This window comes from Paenibacillus sp. FSL P4-0184 (assembly GCF_038004625.1).
Classification (GTDB): domain Bacteria; phylum Bacillota; class Bacilli; order Paenibacillales; family Paenibacillaceae; genus Paenibacillus_AQ.
The window spans coordinates 3,278,006-3,298,499 of the sequence record NZ_JBBORN010000001.1; the positions used below are offsets into that span (position 1 = coordinate 3,278,006).

Annotated in this window: 18 protein-coding genes; 9 read left to right on the forward strand and 9 right to left on the reverse strand. The window is 47.1% G+C overall.

The genetic code is table 11. From position 1 onward, the window contains the following. Window positions 1-7 precede the first annotated feature (7 nt). From nagA to MKY52_RS14350, 8 genes are all read right to left on the reverse strand, one after another. Window positions 8-1,195 (reverse strand): N-acetylglucosamine-6-phosphate deacetylase, encoded by a 1,188-nt coding sequence (nagA, locus tag MKY52_RS14315; protein ID WP_341051901.1) that lies wholly within the window; start codon window positions 1,193-1,195, stop codon window positions 8-10. Continuing rightward, window positions 1,183-1,911 (reverse strand): glucosamine-6-phosphate deaminase, encoded by a 729-nt coding sequence (gene nagB, locus MKY52_RS14320; RefSeq protein ID WP_076119467.1) that lies wholly within the window; start codon window positions 1,909-1,911, stop codon window positions 1,183-1,185. Before nagB ends, nagA begins: the two co-directional genes overlap by 13 nt. After that, window positions 1,911-2,789 (reverse strand): MurR/RpiR family transcriptional regulator, encoded by an 879-nt coding sequence (locus MKY52_RS14325; RefSeq protein ID WP_341051903.1) that lies wholly within the window; start codon window positions 2,787-2,789, stop codon window positions 1,911-1,913. Before MKY52_RS14325 ends, nagB begins: the two co-directional genes overlap by 1 nt. 236 nt (window positions 2,790-3,025) lie before the next feature. Then, entirely contained in the window at window positions 3,026-4,003 is a 978-nt protein-coding gene (locus MKY52_RS14330) for a LacI family DNA-binding transcriptional regulator (protein WP_341051905.1), read from the reverse strand. 290 nt (window positions 4,004-4,293) lie between these two features. Then, window positions 4,294-6,093 carry an FTR1 family iron permease gene (locus MKY52_RS14335; protein WP_341051906.1) on the reverse strand — a complete coding sequence of 600 codons (1,800 nt, stop codon included), beginning with the start codon at window positions 6,091-6,093 and terminating at the stop codon, window positions 4,294-4,296. Window positions 6,094-6,151: 58 nt separating this feature from the next. Then, complete coding sequence (gene efeB / locus MKY52_RS14340; RefSeq protein ID WP_341051909.1) at window positions 6,152-7,483, reverse strand: iron uptake transporter deferrochelatase/peroxidase subunit; 1,332 nt, start codon at window positions 7,481-7,483, stop codon at window positions 6,152-6,154. A gap of 5 nt (window positions 7,484-7,488) precedes the next feature. Next, window positions 7,489-8,394 carry an iron uptake system protein EfeO gene (gene efeO, locus MKY52_RS14345; RefSeq protein WP_341051911.1) on the reverse strand — a complete coding sequence of 302 codons (906 nt, stop codon included), beginning with the start codon at window positions 8,392-8,394 and terminating at the stop codon, window positions 7,489-7,491. Between the two features lie 564 nt (window positions 8,395-8,958). Beyond that, window positions 8,959-9,126, reverse strand: coding sequence for a hypothetical protein (locus tag MKY52_RS14350; RefSeq protein WP_179085837.1), 168 nt, complete (start codon window positions 9,124-9,126; stop codon window positions 8,959-8,961). A 246-nt stretch (window positions 9,127-9,372) separates the two neighbouring features. Here MKY52_RS14350 and MKY52_RS14355 point away from each other — a divergent pair, with 246 nt between their 5' ends. The 8 genes from MKY52_RS14355 to MKY52_RS14390 all read left to right on the forward strand — a co-directional run bounded on the left by MKY52_RS14355 (window position 9,373) and on the right by MKY52_RS14390 (window position 18,587). Then, on the forward strand, window positions 9,373-9,597 hold the full coding sequence (locus MKY52_RS14355; protein WP_019908812.1) for a helix-turn-helix domain-containing protein: 225 nt from the start codon (window positions 9,373-9,375) through the stop codon (window positions 9,595-9,597). A gap of 317 nt (window positions 9,598-9,914) precedes the next feature. Continuing rightward, entirely contained in the window at window positions 9,915-10,904 is a 990-nt protein-coding gene (locus tag MKY52_RS14360) for a LacI family DNA-binding transcriptional regulator (protein ID WP_341051913.1), read from the forward strand. 21 nt (window positions 10,905-10,925) lie between these two features. After that, window positions 10,926-11,903, forward strand: a complete 978-nt coding sequence (locus MKY52_RS14365) for an N-acetylglucosamine kinase (protein ID WP_341051914.1) — start codon at window positions 10,926-10,928, stop codon at window positions 11,901-11,903. Next, window positions 11,900-13,198, forward strand: a complete 1,299-nt coding sequence (locus tag MKY52_RS14370) for a 6-phospho-beta-glucosidase (protein WP_341051916.1) — start codon at window positions 11,900-11,902, stop codon at window positions 13,196-13,198. Before MKY52_RS14365 ends, MKY52_RS14370 begins: the two co-directional genes overlap by 4 nt. Window positions 13,199-13,222: 24 nt before the next feature. Continuing rightward, on the forward strand, window positions 13,223-14,149 hold the full coding sequence (locus MKY52_RS14375) for an ABC transporter permease (protein ID WP_042191444.1): 927 nt from the start codon (window positions 13,223-13,225) through the stop codon (window positions 14,147-14,149). A gap of 95 nt (window positions 14,150-14,244) precedes the next feature. After that, complete coding sequence (locus tag MKY52_RS14380; protein WP_042191442.1) at window positions 14,245-15,135, forward strand: carbohydrate ABC transporter permease; 891 nt, start codon at window positions 14,245-14,247, stop codon at window positions 15,133-15,135. A 34-nt stretch (window positions 15,136-15,169) separates the two neighbouring features. Next, window positions 15,170-16,816, forward strand: coding sequence for an extracellular solute-binding protein (locus MKY52_RS14385; protein WP_341051918.1), 1,647 nt, complete (start codon window positions 15,170-15,172; stop codon window positions 16,814-16,816). A 37-nt stretch (window positions 16,817-16,853) separates the two neighbouring features. Beyond that, a complete protein-coding gene (locus tag MKY52_RS14390; protein WP_341051920.1) occupies window positions 16,854-18,587 on the forward strand; it encodes a family 10 glycosylhydrolase in 1,734 nt (577 codons plus the stop codon). Between the two features lie 258 nt (window positions 18,588-18,845). Here MKY52_RS14390 and MKY52_RS14395 read toward each other — a convergent pair whose 3' ends face one another. Continuing rightward, on the reverse strand, window positions 18,846-19,166 hold the full coding sequence (locus tag MKY52_RS14395) for a hypothetical protein (protein WP_042191436.1): 321 nt from the start codon (window positions 19,164-19,166) through the stop codon (window positions 18,846-18,848). Between the two features lie 237 nt (window positions 19,167-19,403). Between MKY52_RS14395 and MKY52_RS14400 the strand changes: the two genes are divergently transcribed. Continuing rightward, window positions 19,404-20,429, forward strand: a complete 1,026-nt coding sequence (locus MKY52_RS14400; RefSeq protein ID WP_341051921.1) for a helix-turn-helix transcriptional regulator — start codon at window positions 19,404-19,406, stop codon at window positions 20,427-20,429. Window positions 20,430-20,494 lie beyond the last annotated feature (65 nt).

Genomic DNA, 20,494 nt, shown 5'->3' on the forward strand with positions numbered 1-20,494 from the left:
CACCTTATTAAAGGGTAACTGGGCGACCGCCAATCCATACGCCTCGCAAATTCAATTCAGCGTCAAGACGCAGGATATCACCACGTTTTCCGGCTTCCAAGGAACCGATCGAACGCTCCATTCCAATGGATATCGCCGGAGTAAGGCTTGCAGCACGGGAGGCTTCTTCTAAGCTGAGCCCTACTTCTTGTATGAGATAACGGAAGCCACGAATCATGGTAAGTGTACTACCCGCCAAAGCGGCAGGGTTATCTTTAAGTGTGGCGATGCCATCTTGAACCAGCACAGGTAAATCACCGATTGTATATTCACCATCACTAAGACCAGTTGCAGACATGGCATCTGTAATTAATAACAAATTGTTATCTTTTTTTAGATTAGCCACTAGAGAAATCGCTGCAGGATGAACATGTATGCCATCGGCGATGATCTCCGCACGTATGCGTTTATCGAATAGTACAGCACCAGCAGTTCCAGGCTTGCGGTGATGTAGCGGTGTCATTGCATTAAACATATGCACGGCTTGATTTAACCCGGCATCTGCCGCGGCAATAACCTCTTCAAAGGAAGCATCGGTGTGACCGAGAGCGGCGGTAATACCGTGCTTACGGAGCCAGAGGATAGCTTCTAGTGCACCTTCGCGTTCCGGAGCCAAGGTGACTTGCCGGATCATGCCCGGATAATCATTCTCCCATTGTTCCAGCCACTCAATATTGGCAAGAACAATATGCTCAGGGTTTTGTGCACCGGACCATTTTGGGCTGATGAACGGTCCTTCCAAATGCATGCCCGCGATTTGTGTGTATGGCATCTCAGTGGCGCGATATGCGTTTATTTCGGCAAATACTTGGTCAATGGCTGGCTTAGAGGCAGTCATAGTCGTAGCCAGCATGGTAGTTGTGCCTTGGGAGCTGTGAAATTTAGTGATGGTATTTAAAGATTCAGCATCACTATACATAAAGTCGTGGCCAGCTCCACCATGTACATGCACATCTACAAATCCAGGGATGAGCAGGTCTTCCGAAGCTTGACCATCAGCTGGCCAGTGCGCGTAAGCCTCTGGAAGCCATGCTGCCTCGCCGGCATAATGAATTTGCTCACCCGATACGGCAATCACGCCATGCTCAATTAATCCTTGGGGAGTCAGCACTTTACCAAACAGTAATTTTCCTGGTTCTTTCTTTATTTCAGCCATTTTCCTGCTCCTTCATCTACAAGGACGATTACATTCGGATGGCTCTGCAGTAAAGATGCAGGGCACTGGGTAGTAATCGGACCTTCAACGGCATTCCGGATGGCTTCAGCTTTGCCGGCACCGCGTACTAACAATAGAATCTGGCGAGCTTTCAGAATGCCGCCGATGCCCATGGTTATTGCTTGCCGCGGTACATCGTCCAAAGAGTCGAAGAATCTGGCATTTGCTTCCCGTGTGTCTTCAAGCAAATCAACGACATGGGTTTTGCTGCTCAGATTGGCATCTGGTTCATTGAACCCGATATGGCCGTTGCTTCCAATCCCGAGGATCTGCAAGTCAACCGGTCCGTTCTCTTCCAGCATTTTGTCGTATGCGAGGCACTCCGCTTCCATATCTGCTGCATTGCCGTTAGGGATATGTGTCTGTCCTGGGTCAATATCAATATGATTGAATAATTGCTCGTTCATGAAACTGCGATAGCTCTGCGGGTGATCAACAGGCAATCCGATATACTCATCAAGATTGAAGGAAGTGGCTTTCGAGAAGCTTACAAGTCCTTTTTGGTGCATTTCAACCAATTTGGCATAAACACCAACTGGGGAACTTCCGGTCGCTAGACCGAGCACCGCTTTTGGATTGCTTTGAAGCAGGCTGGCGATAAGATTCGCACCCGTTTGTACAAAATCTTCATCACTATTGAACTTAAGAATATTCATTAAGATTGACCTCCTCGTTTGTTTCGATAATGTTGGACATTCAAATAAGATTGCTCCAGTCTAGGAATAAAATCCCCAAAACGGGTGCTGACCATTCCAGTAAACAAAATATCAATGATGTGTAGCTGGGCAATACGTGAAGCCATATCTCCTCGGCGCATTCCTTTTTCCAGAGAAGAGGAGAAGAGTGGAATATCAGCCAGAGTTGCCAAGGTGCTGCTGCCGTAAGAGGTTAGAGCGATGGTGCTTGCTCCGCTGGCTTTGGCACAAGTTAAAGCGTCAATGGTCTCTGGGGTTTCTCCGGAATACGATACTGCGAATACGACATCGCCTTCAGATAGCGAAGAGGCAGATGTAATCTGCATATGGGAATCAGCGAAAGCGGTGCAATTCACGCCAATGCGGATCAGCTTCTGATAGAAATCTTGTGCGACAATGGAGGAAGTCGCCATCCCGTAAAGATCCACTCGCCGTGCTTGGCACAATAAATTAACGGCTGCTTGTAATCGTTCCAGATCTAGGAGTGAAGTAGTATCCCGGATGGATGTCAGGTGATTCGTTTGCATCGCTTCCACAATTACGGAAAGCGGGTTACCTGCAACGATATCCTGATAAGAAGAACTGCCATCCTGAGGCGCTGCATCGCTATGAGCAATTTCAGCCGCCAGCTTTACTTTGAAATCTGGGAAGCCTTTAAAATGTAGAACCTTACAAAAACGTGTGATAGTAGCAGGACTAATACCGCATTGCTCCGCGAGTTCTGTGATGCCCATATGAACGATTTCACCTGGTGATGACAGGATCCGTTCCGCCAGCTTGCGCTCCATTTGAGACAGCTTGGACTTTTCATGCTCAAGTGCATATAAAATTGGGGACATCAATCCACCTCGACTTCTAATGTAGCTTTTTAAAATTATTTTTAAAATTACTTCTTAAAATAAGAAAATTATTTTCATACTCAGAATAAAACAAAATCTATCCGGATGCAAGGGGTAAAAATGAATACAATAAGGATAATATGCGAGAATTATTAGTCTCTCTTCTATTTAAATAAAAACGGCCCACTCACAGAAGACTGCGAGGTGGACCGTTTTTGAACAATACTTGAAACGTGCTATACCGTAGAACGTTCAATAATGCGATACTCAAGCTTACGGTGTACAGGATGACTGTCATTATTTTGGATCTGATCATAGATGATCCGAAAAGCTGTAACGCCCATTTCGGGTAACTGGTTATCTATGGTGGTTAGACCTAAAAGACGTCCGATCGGCTGGTCGTCAAATCCGATGACGGCCAGATCCTCAGGAATACGGATACCGTTCTTCCACGCTTCGATGATTAGACCGGCTGCCACATGATCGCCTGAAATAATTAGGGCATTAGGCCGGTTCTTCATTTTCAGCAGTTGGTGCAGTACACGTCCACCGTCCTCTTCATTCATACAGTTATACATCATCCAATCTTCCTGAAAAGGCTGGCCTGTAGCGGCTAGAAAGTCACTAAAGGCAATTTGCCGGATAGAACTACTGCTGCCATGTTGTCTGCCTTCACAGTAACCTATCTGTTCATACCCCTTATCATGCAAGTACTGCAGGCCGGAGCGAAAAGCGGAATAATGTTCGATATACACAGAAGAGAAGCGGCGTTCACCTCTATCTTGGCAGATGACTATCGGGCCATATGCTGTATATTCATCAATGACTTCTGAGCTCATTCTCGTAGATACAATTACCACGCCGTCAATTTCTTTGTTGCGCAGCATCTCCAGTACCTTGAGTTCTTCTTCATGACGATAATCGGTCTGGCACAGAATCAAACGGTATTGCGCTAGCAACGCTTCTTGGGCTAAGCCTTCAATAATTACAGAGAAATAAAAAAGGTTGATATTAGGGATAATAACGGCAATGGCGTGGGTACGGCCGGTAATTAGATGCACGGCATTCATATTACGCGTGTAGTTTAACTTTTCAATCGTATTTAAAACAGCGGTTCGTTTGGTTTCACTTACATAAGGATGATTATTGAGTACTCGCGAGACCGTTGTCACGGAAACACCAGCCATACGGGCGATTTCTTTTATATTAGCCATTCGAGAACAACAGCCTCCCTTTGGTGCTTGTGTGTAGTGTCTAGTCTTTTTATTCTATCATATCGTCCGTAAATTACTTTGCAAATAAAAAGCTTGCTATGGAATCCATTTCATAAATTAGACTGTAGTTGCAAGGGATTACCGGACTAAACCGGCGTAACCTAACGGGCGTGACGGACCGGTACATCTAGTTTCATTTCTAATGTAAAGGTCCGAGGATCGGCTTCATTTAAAATCTACAAAAAACGGTTGTCATCGTTAAAAGATGACAACCGTTTTTTTCTTTGTAGTTATACAGTTTGTGACGCTTTTGGTGCTCTATTGCGCAGCATCTCCCACACAATAAACGCAAGGACAAGCAGCTGAGGCACTAAAGTTTCCCAAGTTGGATACATCCCGAGCCAGCTAATAGAAGGTAACCCATCCTGTACATGTGCGGGTAGTTTCCCTGCGACTTGAAGGGAGTGAATGCTCTCTCCGAGAAAGCGGAATACTAAATAGTAAATAAGAAGTGTAGCTGTACGGAAGAAGGCGGCAATCGGCAATTTCGCACTTAAGGCAATAATTGCGTAACCTACAATTGCTAGAATGACTAGAGCACTACCGATCCCTAGCAGCAATTGAGACACTTTAATGGAAGGGGCCATCCCTACATAAAAAATGGTGGTTTCTGCTCCTTCACGTAAAATCGCAAGCGCTGCTACGGAGGACAAAGACCAGAGATTGCCCTTGGCTAATGCTCCATCCACTTGCCGTCCAACATAGTTGTTCCAATTTGCGGTATTTGATTTACTATGCAGCCAGCGTCCAATGGTAAGCATCATAATGACGGCTACAAGACCTGTGATGCCTTCAATCATCTCGCGTGCTCCACCAGATGCGGCGCGGGAAATGGTATAGGTGAGTAGAACGGCTAATCCGATACTCGCTACAAGTCCTACAGCTGCGCCAGACCAAATCCACTTCTGTGCTTTTGTGTTGCCATCACGTTTAAGGTAGGCAAGAAGGGCAGACAATACGAGGATCGCCTCCAGTCCTTCACGCAGAAGAATTAGCGCAGCATCCCAAGCATTATAGGTTGTCTCACCAGCCAAAGGAGTCAGCTCAGTGACCATATTATCCATGATCTTTAAGGCTTGATCTAGCTTAGGTGGATTAGAGAGCAGATAGCCAGTGACTGCTGCACTTTCGTTCTCAATATTGGTATAGACCGCTGGAGATGCGATCTGTACTTGTCCTTCAGCAGAGGGCCAATCTACGATGAATTGCTCCATGATATTAGCTGCTTCTGCGCTGTTGCCTGCTTTGGCGGTGGAAGAAGCTTTGCTCAGATGGCTGATCAGTCCTTCAATAGATGCTGGTTTACCGGAAGTATCCCCAGCATCTATTGCTTTGCCTTCACTGTAATCAGCAAGCAGCTGATATAAGGCTTCTGCTTCTGATTTCGCCGACTCCTCGCGGAGCGGTTCTGCCTGCAGCGCAATGCGCAGCAGGCTGATCTTCGTCTCCAGCAAGCTGTAGACGGCGGAATTGTCGGCCCGGATGTTGCGCTCTGCCGGCTTCCATCCGCTGACGATGTCGCGGTACGCTGCCGCTGCCGCGCTCCAGTCGGCGCTGCGCACCGCATCCCGCGTGCGCTCCGCCGCGGGCAACAGCTTCGCCGCCGTCTCCTGGCCGGCGGCTCCAGAGTCACCGCCGTCCGTGCCGGAGGCGGCGGTGACATACGCGTCCACGCTTCTTGCGAGCGTGGATAGTGCCGTTTTGGCGGGAGCACCATCGCCCGCCGCAAGGGCCGCCGCCGCGTCTGCAAGCGCGGCGTCAACGGCGGCAGCCGGACCGGCAAGTGCCGGGTCCGGCGTGTTCGCGTTCGCGGTGCGCCACAGCGCAGCGAACGCTTCTACATCGGCGGCGGCCGCGTCCCAGCGGCTCTGGCCGGCTTCGACGAGCGCGCTGCCGACAGGCGGCAGCAGTTCGTCGACCGAGCCATCACCCTCCGCCCCTGCCGGGTTAGATAGCATCAGTATACATATGATGCTAAACAGAATCAGTATGGCTGCCTTCGATAGCAGCCGTTTATTAAGAGAGTACATCGGGATAATCCCCTTTCAATAATGGACAGGAATATTCGATTGGAAAATTAGGCCTGGCTTAGCCTAAAAGTGCTTCCCCGATGTAGCCGCCTTGGCGAATACCTGGGAAGCAGGCAAATACCGCACTGCCTGTATGCGTCATATATTCGTTTAGCCGATCACTTTTCGAGAGGCGCTGCTGGATCGCAACAAATTGCTTCATTAAATCTCGTTGAAAGCTGATGAATAATAATCCTGCATCGAGTTGACCTGTTGCGATATCTAATCCGCTGGAAATGGAGTAAGAGCGGCGCAGCATTTTGACTGTGCCGTCACCATGCGCTAAGGCTGAATGTGAATCCGGCGGAATGACGGGCTTCCCGGAAGCATCAGCCGCTTTCAGATTCAGATCATCGAATTCATCCTTTGCACCGATAGGTGCTCCGCTATGACGATAACGGCCGAAGGTGGCTTCTTGATCGCTCAGAGAGGAACGGTCCCAGACCTCAATTCGGAAACGTACACGGCGAACTGCCATATAAGTGCCGCCGCTCATCCATGAAGGACCGTCACTGCTGCTGTTCCAGACCACTTCGTTCATTTCTGCTTCGTTCGTAGTATCTGGATTTCCTGTGCCGTCTTTAAAACCTAGAAGATTACGCGGCGTCGCTCCCTTAGGATCTGCTGTTCCTGTGCGCTGGAAGCCTTCCTGTGTCCAGCGGAGTACGGCTGTGCCACGGGCGATACGTGCCAGATTTCGGATGGCGTGGAAGGCCACTTGCAGATCATCAGCACATGCTTGGACACAAATATCTCCACCACACCACTTAGGATCCAGGTTGTCTCCCGTAAATGCTGGAAGGTCTGCTAATAGGGTTGGACGCTTGGAAGATAAACCGAATCTGTTGTCAAAAAAAGAAGGGCCGACACCAAAGGTAAGCGTACAGCGTGAAGGGTTTAAACCATCCACTTCACCTGTATCGGAGGGTGGGAGATTAGGGTTGTCATTGACGTCGCCAATGAGGCTGCCAGTAGTAAGAGAAGCTGCGGCAGTTGTCCATGCTTGCATTAGCTTTTTTACATCGGATAGCTTCGTTGTGGTCAGATCAAAGGCTGCGAAGTAAATAAAATTTTGCGCAGGGGTTAGAATGCCGGCCTGATGACTCCCGTAAAAAGGAATGGAATCAGCATCGGAGGCTACTGTTGGCTCAGCTACGGCATTGCGCGCAGCCATAATTCCACCAACACCTCCACCACCTAATAATAGACCAAGGCTAGTGGCGCCAGTAAGCCGCAGCATATCGCGGCGGCTTAGTTTTTTATCTAATATAAGATTGCTGTTGGATTCTTCATTGAGAGGGGCACCCTCTGCATTCGCTGGTAAACCGGTAGATCTATTTTGCTTATTCATGATGATCACACTCCTAGAATAGTTCCCATGTTGGACAATGGCTCAGCCAAGGCATCCAAATTCTGACTCAACTTACGCACATCTTCTTCCTTCAGCTCTTCATAGGAAACATATCCATCTCCAGATTTGAAAGGAGCAAGCTCAGCTTGCAAGGCTGCAAACCGTTCACCAATCGTTTTTTCCAGCTCAGCATCTTTTTTCGCCAGTTCTGGCTTTAACAGCTCGTATATCTTTTGGGCGCCTTCAACATTAGCAACGAAATCGTACAGATCTGTGTGGGAGTAACGTTCTTCCTCACCTGTTACTTTAGAAGAAGAAACCTCATTAAGCAGTTCTACAGCACCAGTAACGAGCAGATTGGCATCGATCTCTACGGTCTCTACTTTTGCACGCAGAAGCTGGGCATCTTTCAATAATTGGTCAGCAACTTCGGTCATATCTTTGGTAGTGTTATCCTGCCAGAGTGCCTTTTCAAGCTTATGGAAGCCGCGCCATTCAGCAGCATCTACGTCATTCTCACGGGCATCAATATTCGGATCCAAATCACCAAGTGCTTCTGCAATCGGCTCAATTCGCTCGTAATACATGCGGGCTGGTGCATAAAGTGCCTTTGCATCCTCAATCTTTGCTTCTTTAACTGCGTTCGTGAAATTTTCTGTTTGCTTTACAAATTCATCACATTGCTCGATGACATATGTACGATATTGTTCAACCGCTGATGTAAAGTCGGCAGTAGTTGCTGTAGTAGTATCAGATGTATTTGTTGCCTTGGTACTGTTAGCAGCAGCATTTGCAGAGTTATTATTGCTAGTGTTGCTATTACTGTTATTGTTATTGTTGTTACTGGCACACCCGGTAAATAGTATGGAGGCTGCAAGTAGACCTGCAGGCACGGCATATGTGAATTTCATTGAATGAAGCACCCCTTTTTTTATATGTGAATGATAATCGTTATCATTTATGCTGGACTTATCATAAGTCCGTATACATTTACTGTCAATATAAAATTGTGATGTATTTCATAGTTATATTTTGCAAGATAAAAAAACTCCCGTAACTGGGAGTTGAGTTTGTAGAAATATATCTAATTACATCCGGGTATTAGCAAGTTAACACTTCGTTTGATTTGATCATTTATTTGCGCGAACGCAGCAGCTATCGGACCTCATAGTCTCTATTGACCTAAAAAACACCCAATATTACTCTCTTTCTGAGGAATAGCTGCACTGGAGTCCGAAACTTAGCTCAAAAGGAAAAATATACTAATAACGTCATCTGGGTCCGTAACCCTCTGAAGGAGATGATGAATACACTGTTGAAGCGGGCAGTCAACGACCAACAACACAAAACAGCGATTCTCCAATAATGTATGAATCGCTGCTATGTGTTGCTTACAGTTTTTATAATTAACCGGACCGTCTCATTTATAGGAAAAAGCTACTTATTCGACAGCCCCATTCTGTGTCGTCTTTATTTTATTGTTCATTATGGGATTCATGTTCCGTAGTGGGATGATTTTTGAATACTTCTGCGGCTTCCTCAGCAGAAAATTCCGGTTCGAATTTACCGACTAGTGGCAATTTGTTTAATTTCGTAGTTTGTACCTCTGCCTTAGTAGGTTGATTATTTTTCGAGTTGCTCATGTTTACACCTCCTTTTAATAAGAAACAACAAGTTGTAGCTTGCCCTGTAAGGAGATGATTCTATCCAAGAGATTTCAAGTTTTGCGGGTGAATGTCCTCACTAAAGCGGTGTAATAAGCTTCGGATGGTTAAGCCCATTTTGTAGTTATGACAGCACCATTAACTTCATCAATACATAATATGTTTTGACTGTATCCCTTTACCTTGTTATACCAAACAAACCCAGGGCAAGGAGGGGTGACACCATTGAAGGGGAACGAACACCACAGCAAATTTCTGTTGACTCATCGTGAGCGCGAAGTTTTCGAGCTTCTCGTGCAGGACAAAACGACTCGTGATATCGCTGGTTTATTATTTATCAGCGAAAAAACAGTTCGGAACCACATCTCCAATGTAATGCAAAAACTAAACGTTAAAGGCCGTTCACAAGCGGTTGTCGAGCTGATCAAGCTTGGGGAGCTGAAAATATAGCTGGCCATGTCTTCGGAAGTGACGCGTTTAAGCCTTCTCCACCTCTAGGGGTGAGGGAAGGTTTTTTGTAGTGTCCGGAATATTAAATTTGACTACATTTTATGGATTGACGGATATTGGGAATGGTTGTAAAATCATCTTAAAGTTAAAACCTTTAAACTTTTGAAATCATTTTGATACTTTCGATAAAGATGAAACTGACATTCAATGTTCGATTCTCAGTCAGGACGTAGTTGTGGCGAGAAGAGTTAGTCCTTTTTTATTTCCCTAAAAGTTATAACGTTTAAACTATTGAACTTGGAGGCATAGAAGCTTAGATGAACATTCATGATGTAGCCAAAAAGTCGGGGCTCTCTGTAGTGACCGTATCCAGAGTTCTTAACAATTCACCTTCTGTACGTGAAGGCAATAGGCGGAAAGTGCTGAGTGCTATGGAGGAATTAAATTATCAGCCCAATTCAGCGGCGCGGAGTCTCGTGCGTGGCAAGACGGGAGTCATCGGTATGTCGATTACCAACTTTAACGACTCTTTCTATGACCGCGTGATTCGTGTGGTGAACCGTAAGCTGGCAGAACAAGGTTACTTCTTGGCCCTGTCGATAGCCGAGAATGAGGATGAAGGCGTTAACTTCCTGTTTCAGAAGGACCGCGTTGACGGGATTATCCTGTTATCTCCGCTTGAGGAAAAAGAATATGTGGAGGAGCTGAAAAGAAAAAATATTCCGTTTGTCTTGCTGGATAACCAGCTCCAGCATGAGGATGTTCCCAGTGTCGTCGTCGATAACTATCAAGGGGGGTATGAAGCTACCAAGCACTTGATTGGTCTTGGACACACCCAGATTGCCTATATCGGTGGCCCTTCGGTGTTCCTGAGTGTAGCAGAGCGCAAGCGGGGTTATGTACAGGCGCTGGATGAAGCGGGACTAACGCCTTTCGGCACGGAATATTGCGGATTTACGGTAAGTAGCGGTTATGAGGTGGCCAAGAGATGGATCCGTGAAGATAAGCTGCCGACAGCCATTTTTTCAGGAGACGATTTTATTGCTTTAGGTGTTGTTCAAGCCCTACGTGAGGAGGGGATTCTGGTACCTCAGGATATCTCTGTGGTTGGCTTTGATGATCAGCAGTTCGTAGGTGAATTTTATCCCCGATTGACGACAGTCAGACAGCCTGAGGCGCAAATGGGCAGCATTGGTGTTGATTTGCTGATGAAATTAATCAATGGGGAGGTGATGCCAGCTGTTGTAACGAAGCTCGCTCCTCAGCTTCTCGTGCGTGAATCCACCGCATCTGTAAGGTTAACCTAAATATTAGGAGTGAAACGAACTGTGAAGTACTTTTTGGGAGTCGATGCAGGGGGCAGCAAAACTTATGCAATGATTGCAAATGAACAGGGAACGGTCATTGGTGTAGGCAAGGGAGGGAACGGGAATCATCAAAATAATCGTGAGCAGGCGGAGAACAGTTTGCACCAGGCTGTATCAGGAGCGATTATGGCGTCAGGGCTGACAAAGGATCAGATGGAGTATTCCTGGTTCGGTCTGGCTGGAGCGGACAGAGAATCCGATTTTCGAATTTTACGACCAATCATCAGCAGACTTGGCCTTCCCCGAACTGAGATTTCCTGCGATACCTGGATTGCCTTGCGATCAGGTACAGAGAGTAATTATGGAATCGTGCTGATCTGCGGCTCGGGAGTGAACTGCGCCGGTAAAAATCCGCGAGGCGTTACATACCAATGTGGTGGATTTGGCTATCGGTTCGGTGATTACGGCGGCGGCTATGATCTAAGTATTGAGGTATTCCGTAGCGTTCTTCGGGCGGATGATGGAAGAGAGAAAGAGACTGTCTTAAGCGAACGCTTAATTCATTTGTTGGGCTATTCCAGTGTTTCGGAGTTAAGGGAGGATTACCTGGATCATTCCAGAGACTTGCCTCCCCAGATTGCTGAGCTGCTGTTTCAAGCGGCAGATGAAGGAGACCAGGTTGCCACCCTACTGCTAACCAAGCAAGGGGATGAGCTCGGTTTGGCAGCGGTATCGACAATCCGCCATTTGGCTATGGAGGAGGATTCCTTTGACATCGTACTTGCAGGCAGCCTATTGACCAAGGGGGATCGCTCAGGCATCATCCGGCGGACCATTGAACAGAGAGTGAAGCACTCGGCTCCAAATGGCACTTTAAGGATTCTAACCCGGGAACCGGTTGTAGGCGCGGTCGTTTTGGCAATGGAAAGCAGCGGTGTGCGTGTGAATCAGGAGGTTCTTGATCGTCTATCACTGGGTAAGGAGGGGCTATTATTATGAAGGAGACTTTGAAGCTCGTTGTCATCGGAGCGGGTTCATCGTATACGCCTGAGCTTATCGAAGGCATCATCATGCACCATAAAGAGCTTCCCGTCCGCGAAGTATGGCTGGTGGATATTGAGGCGGGAAAGGAGAAGCTGCATACGATTGCGGAATTAAGCAAGCGTATGATTGCTGAGTCCGGACTACCGATTACCGTGACCCAGACGCTTGAGCGCAGGGAGGCCATCGCCGGAGCAGACTTTATCTGCACTCAAATCCGGGTAGGTATGCTGGAAGCGCGGAAATGGGACGAATTAATTCCGCTTCAATACGATGTCATCGGTCAGGAGACGACGGGTCCCGGAGGGATGATGAAAGGCCTGCGGACCATTCCGGTTATTCTGGATATTTGCAAGGACATCGAGGAGCTAGCTCCGGATGCCTGGTTGCTGAATTTTACGAATCCGGCCGGTATGGTAACTGAAGCTGTTCACAAATATTCATCGGTAAAAAGCGTAGGCCTGTGCAACTCGCCGATCGGTTTTCAAAAGTGGCTCTCTGAGTTCTTCGGACTTCCTATAGAGAAGATCTATGCGGAGTTTGTCGGCATCAACCACCTGCACTGGGTATCCGATATCGTAATTGACGGTAAAAGCAAGCTACAGGAGCTCATTGATTACCCCCAGAACTACAAGGCGAGTAATGTGCCGTTTGATTCCTGGGACCATCGGTTTCTGAATGCTTTGAAAGCCATCCCTTCTTATTACCTGAGCTATTACTACATGACGGACGCGATGCTTGCGGAACAGAAGGAAGCAGCAGCAACGACCGGATCGCGCGCTGAGGTAGTGAAGAAGGTGGAGGAAGAGCTGTTTGAGCTGTACCGGAACGTAGAGCTAAAGGAGAAGCCAAAGCAGCTGGAGCAGCGTGGTGGAGCCTATTACTCGGAGGCGGCAGTGCTGCTGATGCGCTCCATTTATAATGATTCCCGCGATATCCAGACGTTGAATGTAAGGAATAACGGAATGATTGACTTCTTGCCGGACGATGCCTCCATTGAGGTGAACTGTGTGGTAACCAAACAAGGTCCGCTGCCGATTCCGCTGCGCAAAATTCCGCAGCCCGTCAAAGGCCTGCTGGCCGCGGTCAAGCAATACGAGAGCCTCACCATCGAGGCGGCTGTGCATGGAGACCGGGATATGGCCCTGCAGGCTATGGTTCATCATCCGCTCGTGCCCTCGGTCACCGTAGCTGAACAGCTGCTGGATGAAATGCTGGAGAAGAACAAAGCGTTTTTGCCGTTGTTTCACTAGAATCGTCCAGAGGAGGAAAAACGGATGAACACGGCCGAGAAACCAAGTAGATGGAAGAAATTCACCAGTCAATTGGATTTACAGTCCATGGTTTGGCCGGGAATTATCTTTGTATTCATTTTTAGCTACATTCCGATGTATGGCGTGGTTATGGCGTTCCAGCAATACGATATTTTTGGCGGCATTATGAAGAGCCCCTGGGTTGGATTTATGCATTTCAGAATGTTCTTCGAGGCGCCGGAGTTCTGGAATGTGATGCGAAATACCATTGTGATTAGCTTGCTTAAATTGATTATCTCTTTTCCAGCACCGATTCTTCTTGCACTGATGCTGAATGAGATCGGGAATATGGGCTTTAAACGCGTTATCCAGACCGTCAGCTATTTACCGTATTTCCTGTCCTGGGTTATTGTATCCGGTTTTGTATTTTCGCTGTTATCTGTTGACAACGGAACGGTAAACTATGTGCTGGAGCGATTCAATCTGGTAGGGGAGCCAGTTAACTTCCTGGCATTACCCAAATACTTCTGGTCTATTCTAGTAAGTGTAAATGTGTGGAAGGAGGTCGGATTTGGGAGCATTGTCTATCTGGCCGCGATTGCAGGCATTGATCCGACTTTATATGAAGCCGCTTCCATAGACGGAGCAAGCCGATTTAAGCAAATTCACTTGATTACACTCCCCAGCATTACCCCCATTATCATCATCTTTATGATTCTTGCCATCGGCAGTCTGCTTAGTGCGGGCTTCGAGGACATTTTGCTGCTGGCAACCAATCCAATCCTGCGACCCTACTCCGATGTTATCGACACCTATGTGTACCGTGTGGGGATATTAAATGCCAGATTCTCTTATGCGACAGCGGTAGGGCTTTTCAAAGCGGTGATCAGTGTCATTCTGCTGGTGATGGCCAACAAAATCGCGCGCCGGGCAGATGTTAGTCTCTGGTAGGTACTACTACTCATAGCGAATGCTTCCGATGCAAGTTTTATTGGGATGTATCGACTGTAAGTAATGCTCCATAAACCTTTTAGGAGAGGTGAACAATGAGACTAAGCCTGGGCGACAAAATCATGCAGCGGACTATTTATATCCTTTTGACGCTGCTGGCGCTACTTATGCTGTACCCATTTTGGAACGCGCTGGTCATTTCCTTTAATCTAGGGAGCGATACGGCGCTCGGCGGTGTAACCTTGTTGCCGAGAGCATTTACCCTGGAAAATTATTATATTGTGTTTCAGGATCATCGCCTGCTGAATTCTTTTCTGATCACCATTCTTAGAACGCTCGGCGGCACGGCATTGTCCGTCTTCTTCACGGCGCTGTTAGCTTACGGAATGTCCAAGAAAACATTGCTTTTTCGAAAACAATATATGGTGTTCTTCATGATTACGATGTTCTTCAGTGGAGGGCTCATCCCTAGTTATTTACTAGTTCGCTCTTTGGGTATGCTGGACACCTTTTGGGTTCTGATTATCCCCGGCATCATCAGCGTCTGGAATATGATTGTCATCCGCACCTTCTTCAACGCTTTGCCGGAGGGGTTGGAGGAATCGGCCAAAATCGACGGTTGCAGTAACTACGGCATTTTCTTCCGAATCGTTATTCCCGTCTCCGGCCCGGTGCTGGCCACGATTGCTTTATTTACTGCGGTCGGTTACTGGAACGACTGGTTTACGGGAGCGATCTATATTACGAAAGACGAACTGCTTCCTATACAGACCCTGCTGCGGCAGGTTATGAACTCCAACATTATGACCCAAATTGGTTCATCGAATGCCATCGCGCTGGATCATATGAACCGAAATCGGACGATTACTACGAAGTCACTGACCATGGCTACGATGATGATCGCTACTATTCCGATTATCCTGACGTACCCTTTTCTCCAAAAGTACTTTGTTAAGGGCGTAATGATCGGTTCATTGAAAGAATAGCAGTCTCCATATTATGTAGAAAGAAGGGAAAAGAATGGGCAATCGTATGAAATGGGTATCGCTTCTGCTGACTTCACTGGTGCTTCTTCTCGCTGCCTGTAGCGGAGGGGGGAATTCTAACACTTCACCAAACACAAGCGAGAAAAATCTGAATACCGAGGTCGCCACGGATGACGGCAGCGGGATTAAGCCCGTCACCTTCAGCTTTTATGGAAATTACGACTGGCTTACGACATCACCATGGGGGGATAATGAGGCGACAAAATGGATTCAGGAGAACCGTAAGGTTACTGTTGAACCGATTCAATCGGGAGGTGCGGCCGGAGAAAAACTCAACACGATGATCGTCGGTGGTGATTTACCGGATGTCATTTTTACTGACCGGGGATCCTCAGTGGAACGGCTGGTGCAGGCAGGGCAACTTGTTGCGCTGGATGATTACTATGACAAGTATCCGAACTTCAAGAAATATGTGAAGGAATCCACCCTGAATTTGCTCCGTTCAGATGACGGAAAAATCTATCAAATTCCCAACTGGTATACATCTGGGCAATTCGGCAACGGCGGATGGATGGTGAATAAAGATATTTATAATGAGCTCGGCAGACCGGCGCTGGAGACCTTTGATGATTTGTATCAATATTTACGCTTGGTGCAAGAGAAGTATCCGGATGTTGTACCTCTGGAGGTTGGCGAGAAGGGGGCAGGTCTGGAAATTATGTATGGCGGTTTTAAGGAGAACTCCACCAGTAAGTTCATTTCACTCATGGGATATCCGGAAGGCGATAAGCTGTCATCTATCTTGGACGATCCCGCTTACGAGGAGATGGTGCTGTATATCAATAAGCTGTATCGTGAACGGCTGATTACGCAGGATGCACTGCAGCAAACCCAGGACGCGGTCAAAGAAAAGGTCAATACCAGCCGGGTAGCGGTCATGGTCGAATCCAATATCACTACGTATGGAGCCGAGGGACACCGTGCACTGACTGCGAACAATCCGGACAGCGGTTATGAAATTATTTGGCCGATTCATAAAGCCGGACTAGACAAAACGCAAGTATTTGTAAGCGGTTTCGAGACGCTGGGTTGGAACGTCAGTGTCATTACAAAAAAGGCCAAGGATCCGGAGGCCATCTTCGCTTACTTTGACTGGATTACGGGTCCGGAGGGACAGAAGGTGCTTTTCTTCGGTCCTAAAGGCTTGTACTGGGATGAGGAGGACGCAGACGGAGCACCAATTCCGAACGAGAAATACAAGACGACTCCTGCTAACGAGCGTACCGAAACGATGAGAAAATTCGAGGACTTTAACTGGGCGGGAAATACGACCTTTATTGATACGGCGAAAATGAGCTTAGAGGCGTTGCTTTCCGCGAACCAGAAATCATGGGAGACAGTGGCGCAGTCCACGGTGACCTGGAAAACCGCGCTGGACATTACGGAATTTGTGAATACCGATCCGCTACCGGATACGGAGATTGGCATCATTGCACAGAATGTAGGGGATATTTATACCCTTGCTTACGCACAAATGGTTCAGGCGAAGTCGGATGAAGAGGTATTGTCGGCACTGGAGACAGCCAAAAAGAACACTCAAAAAGCGGGGCTGGATAAGCTGCTTGAGTTCAGAACCGAAAAATGGCAGGAGAATGTCAAGAAAATCAACGCGACGAAATAAGACTTTTATAAAATCTTATACTTGTGGAGGCGATATTATGGCATTTGCGCTGAGGTCGAAATTCATAGCAATGTTAAGCTTCGTATTGGTTTCTTCGATAGCAGGTGGTTCCGTGCCGGCTAAGGCCGATGTGGAGAGTAATCCCCCTTTTGAAACGGAAGTGATTGTACGGACCGTAAACCAGTTTAAGAATACGGCGGATGTCCATAATTTCATCCAGCTGTCCACAAGCTACGGTGTCGATGTCATCAGCATGAACGTGAAGCAGGATGAAGATGATGAGGTTCCGTCTGGAAGTGTATTTTATCAGAGTGATATCGCTCCGATCGCGCAAGGCTACGAGAATTTCGATGCCCTGCAGGCTGTCATTACAGCAGCCCATGCTGCAGGAATTAAGGTTCATGCCTGGATTCCCCAGTTCCATGATCAGCAAGCCTTCCTTGCTCACGATGAATGGCAGATGCAAGCGCTGGTTAACGGGGTTCAGACTCCGTTCACAGGCTCTAACGGCAACGAATACTTCGTCAATCCGATTCACCATGAAGTGCAGCAGTATGAGCGTTCCATTATTCAGGAAGTGATCGAGAATTATGATGTGGATGGCGTTGTGCTAGACTGGATCCGCTTCGACAATTACAACATGGACGTCAGTGATTACACGGTTGCGAAGTATCAGGCGCAGTTCGGGTATTCCCCGCTCAGCATTGACTTCGATACGGATTCGCCTCAGCGTGAGCAGTGGAATGAATGGAGAACTGAACAAATTGGACAGTATGTAGGCGATATTCGTGAGGATATTTCCGAATCCTCAAATCCGGATGTGCAGCTCGGTGTGTATATTTTGCCGCCGGAATTTACAGAGGTTGGACAGAATGTAGCCAAATTCAAAGATGATATCGACTTTGTCGCACCGATGGCGTACTTTGATGACTGGGAGTTCAATAGTGATTGGGTATACAGCACTTCCTACGGAATCCTGAAGGATACGAGCGACCGGATTAGCGGCAGTGACGTGGAAATTGTTGCGACGCTGGATAATGACTGGACAGATGATCAATATCAGGAGATTTACAAGGGAATCCGCGAGAATTATCCAGGTGTGAAGCGCCTGTCGTTCTTTGCCTACGGGGCCTGGCCAGAAGATGAATTGGCCAATATCAAGGAACGTGAAACCTGGCCGACGCCAGGCTGGACGCCTCCGGTAGAACAAGACTATCCGGCTCAATTACCAGCAGGGTGGAAGGCTCGAAATATCGGTTCCATGCCGGGAAACGTTACCTACAATTCATCCAATAAGCAATATACACTCAGCAGCAGCTCTACGGATATTTGGGGAAATGGAGATCAACTGAATTATATATACCAGTCCGTGAGCGGCAATGCGGAGATTATTGTTAAAGTGCAGTCCACTAGCCGATTGGACGGCTGGGCCAAGGCCGGCATTATGATTCGGGAGTCGCTGGGTCATAATTCGAAGCACGTAGATATGATGCTTACCCCTGAGAATGGGGCAACCTTCCAGTATCGTGCAGAGACCGCGGGCAATATGGTCGATCATACTGCGGCTGCCTCGGCTCCAAGATGGCTAAAGCTGACCAGAAGCGGAAATACCTTCAAAGGGGCTATTTCGACGAACGGGAATAACTGGCAGACGGTTGGAACTGTTCAGATCCCGATGAATCGCAAGGTGTATATTGGCATAGCGCTCAGCAATCCGGGGGATGATTCGAGGAATAAGGCCGTATTTGGAAATGTGAAAATTACGGATTAAGTCTAATACAATTACAACTATACATCATCATTCGCTTTATTTTCTATGGGCAAAGCAAAGATATCAGAGGCTTGATTTGTATTTAGACCTCCTGGAAAGCACCCGAAGCCTGGGGATTTGCTGTCAGGGAGAGAAAGAACGGATTCCGGCTGACTTTGGAATCTGAGGATGTAATATAATCGGCAGAACACAGTGCAAAGCAGATTGGGTTAGAAGACATTCATCTCCGAAATACGGGTGAATGTCTTCTTTCTTTGCTCATAGTGTTCTGAAAATGTCATTTATCGTGTAATACAAAGCATTGAGTTCTTCCATATAAACTGTTTTTATTTTGGTTTTATCAGGATTGTCACTTATCATTTCCATAAAGACATCCGGATCATTAATGATACCATTAAGACTTGCGCGCTTTAACAATTCTGCATCGGAAATATCATCTTTAAACGACAGTCTTAAGATTTCCATAGTGTCGTTTACTATACCTTTGAAATTCTCTTCTTCCCCAAAGAAAGTTGCAATCTTATTCAAAAAGTCTGCATATTTATCTGGTATTTTTGAATTTTCTGAAAAAAATATCATTTATATCTTCCCCCCACCACCAATGTAATGTAAAAACTAAACGTTAAAGGCCGTTCACAGGTGGTTATGGAGCTGAAAATATAGCTGGCCATGTCTTCAGAAGTGACGCGTTTAAGCCTTCTTCACCTTTAGGGGTGGGAAGGTTTTTTGTTGTTTATGCATATTTGCTAAAAGAACATTCAATTGATAATCATTCTCAATACATATATAATTAATCCAAAGTAAGGGGAAGTAGGGATGAGCATGAAGCGTAGCGATGGTCTGAATGAAGCGGAAACGATTGATGCCCATAAGACGCTTAGATGCGAAGGGTTTAGTATTACTTACCAGTTGGACGGAAGCCACTTTGAGATAAAACCACCGGTCGAGTTAGGGGAGGGCAGCTGCCGGAGCCTGCTTACTCAGCGTTATCTTCAGATGACGGATTTTGATCTCCAATTTAATCGGGATATCGAAGCGAAGGGCGAGTTTAGAACACCTCGTACGGAGCTGATATTCTGTATGGGACATGGAATTGAATGGGGGACCTCGCTGAAGCAGGACTATTTTGCCATAGATACAGGAGAAAGTGTGCTGCTTCACGGCGGAGTAAGAAGTGAAAATTGTATATACCTTAGAGGAGCGGGCTACAGATTCCTCAGCATAGATATGAGTCCGGCACAATTTGAGCGGATGACCAGCGGACTGACCGAGGATACACGGCTCCAAGCCGGAGGAGGAGCTGGGTTGTTTTTTGGCAAAAACGCTATCACACCATCTATCCGACTCATTCTGTCTCAAATTGCGGATTGTTCCTATAGTCAGGGTATGCGGGAACTCTATCTGGAGGGGAAAATGCTGGAGCTAATGGCTGTCTATCTCAATGAATCTTTATTTGAAGCTGATCGGATTTCCCACACAGTCAAGCTATCTAGAGATGATATGGAGAGCCTGCGACTAGCCAAGGAAATTCTGCAACGTGATTATTTACATCCACCGACGCTAGCTGGGCTCTCTCGCATTATTTGCCTCAATGAGTTCAAATTGAAGAAGGGCTTTAAGGAAATGTTCGGTTATACTGTCCATGCCTATGTGATCGAACAACGGATGCAAAGGGCACAGCAGCTGCTAGAACATGGAAATATGACGGTAAGTGAAGCAGCATCCAGAGTCGGATACGTGAATGTCAGCCATTTCTCAGCAGCCTTTCGTAAAAAATTCGGTGTGCGTCCTGGAGAGTATCTGATCAGTGGCAGACAGCGTTCTTTAGGAACAAGGATGTAAGCTCGCATCGAAAACAGATGTTCCTGATTTGGTTGATTATAATCCCGGAAACGGTAGCAACCATG

What these genes read in the sequence shown, in the direction of transcription:
- MKY52_RS14370 (WP_341051916.1), top strand. Translation starts at nt 11,900, where the DNA reads ATGAAGGAGACTTTGAAGCTCGTTGTCATCGGAGCGGGTTCATCGTAT.
- MKY52_RS14385 (WP_341051918.1), top strand. Translation starts at nt 15,170, where the DNA reads ATGGGCAATCGTATGAAATGGGTATCGCTTCTGCTGACTTCACTGGTG.
- MKY52_RS14395 (WP_042191436.1), bottom strand. Translation starts at nt 19,166, where the DNA reads ATGATATTTTTTTCAGAAAATTCAAAAATACCAGATAAATATGCAGAC.
- nagB (WP_076119467.1), bottom strand. Translation starts at nt 1,911, where the DNA reads ATGAATATTCTTAAGTTCAATAGTGATGAAGATTTTGTACAAACGGGT.
- efeO (WP_341051911.1), bottom strand. Translation starts at nt 8,394, where the DNA reads ATGAAATTCACATATGCCGTGCCTGCAGGTCTACTTGCAGCCTCCATA.
- MKY52_RS14350 (WP_179085837.1), bottom strand. Translation starts at nt 9,126, where the DNA reads ATGAGCAACTCGAAAAATAATCAACCTACTAAGGCAGAGGTACAAACT.
- MKY52_RS14380 (WP_042191442.1), top strand. Translation starts at nt 14,245, where the DNA reads ATGAGACTAAGCCTGGGCGACAAAATCATGCAGCGGACTATTTATATC.
- MKY52_RS14335 (WP_341051906.1), bottom strand. Translation starts at nt 6,093, where the DNA reads ATGTACTCTCTTAATAAACGGCTGCTATCGAAGGCAGCCATACTGATT.
- MKY52_RS14375 (WP_042191444.1), top strand. Translation starts at nt 13,223, where the DNA reads ATGAACACGGCCGAGAAACCAAGTAGATGGAAGAAATTCACCAGTCAA.
- efeB (WP_341051909.1), bottom strand. Translation starts at nt 7,483, where the DNA reads ATGAATAAGCAAAATAGATCTACCGGTTTACCAGCGAATGCAGAGGGT.
- MKY52_RS14390 (WP_341051920.1), top strand. Translation starts at nt 16,854, where the DNA reads ATGGCATTTGCGCTGAGGTCGAAATTCATAGCAATGTTAAGCTTCGTA.
- nagA (WP_341051901.1), bottom strand. Translation starts at nt 1,195, where the DNA reads ATGGCTGAAATAAAGAAAGAACCAGGAAAATTACTGTTTGGTAAAGTG.
- MKY52_RS14330 (WP_341051905.1), bottom strand. Translation starts at nt 4,003, where the DNA reads ATGGCTAATATAAAAGAAATCGCCCGTATGGCTGGTGTTTCCGTGACA.
- MKY52_RS14325 (WP_341051903.1), bottom strand. Translation starts at nt 2,789, where the DNA reads ATGTCCCCAATTTTATATGCACTTGAGCATGAAAAGTCCAAGCTGTCT.
- MKY52_RS14400 (WP_341051921.1), top strand. Translation starts at nt 19,404, where the DNA reads ATGAGCATGAAGCGTAGCGATGGTCTGAATGAAGCGGAAACGATTGAT.
- MKY52_RS14360 (WP_341051913.1), top strand. Translation starts at nt 9,915, where the DNA reads ATGAACATTCATGATGTAGCCAAAAAGTCGGGGCTCTCTGTAGTGACC.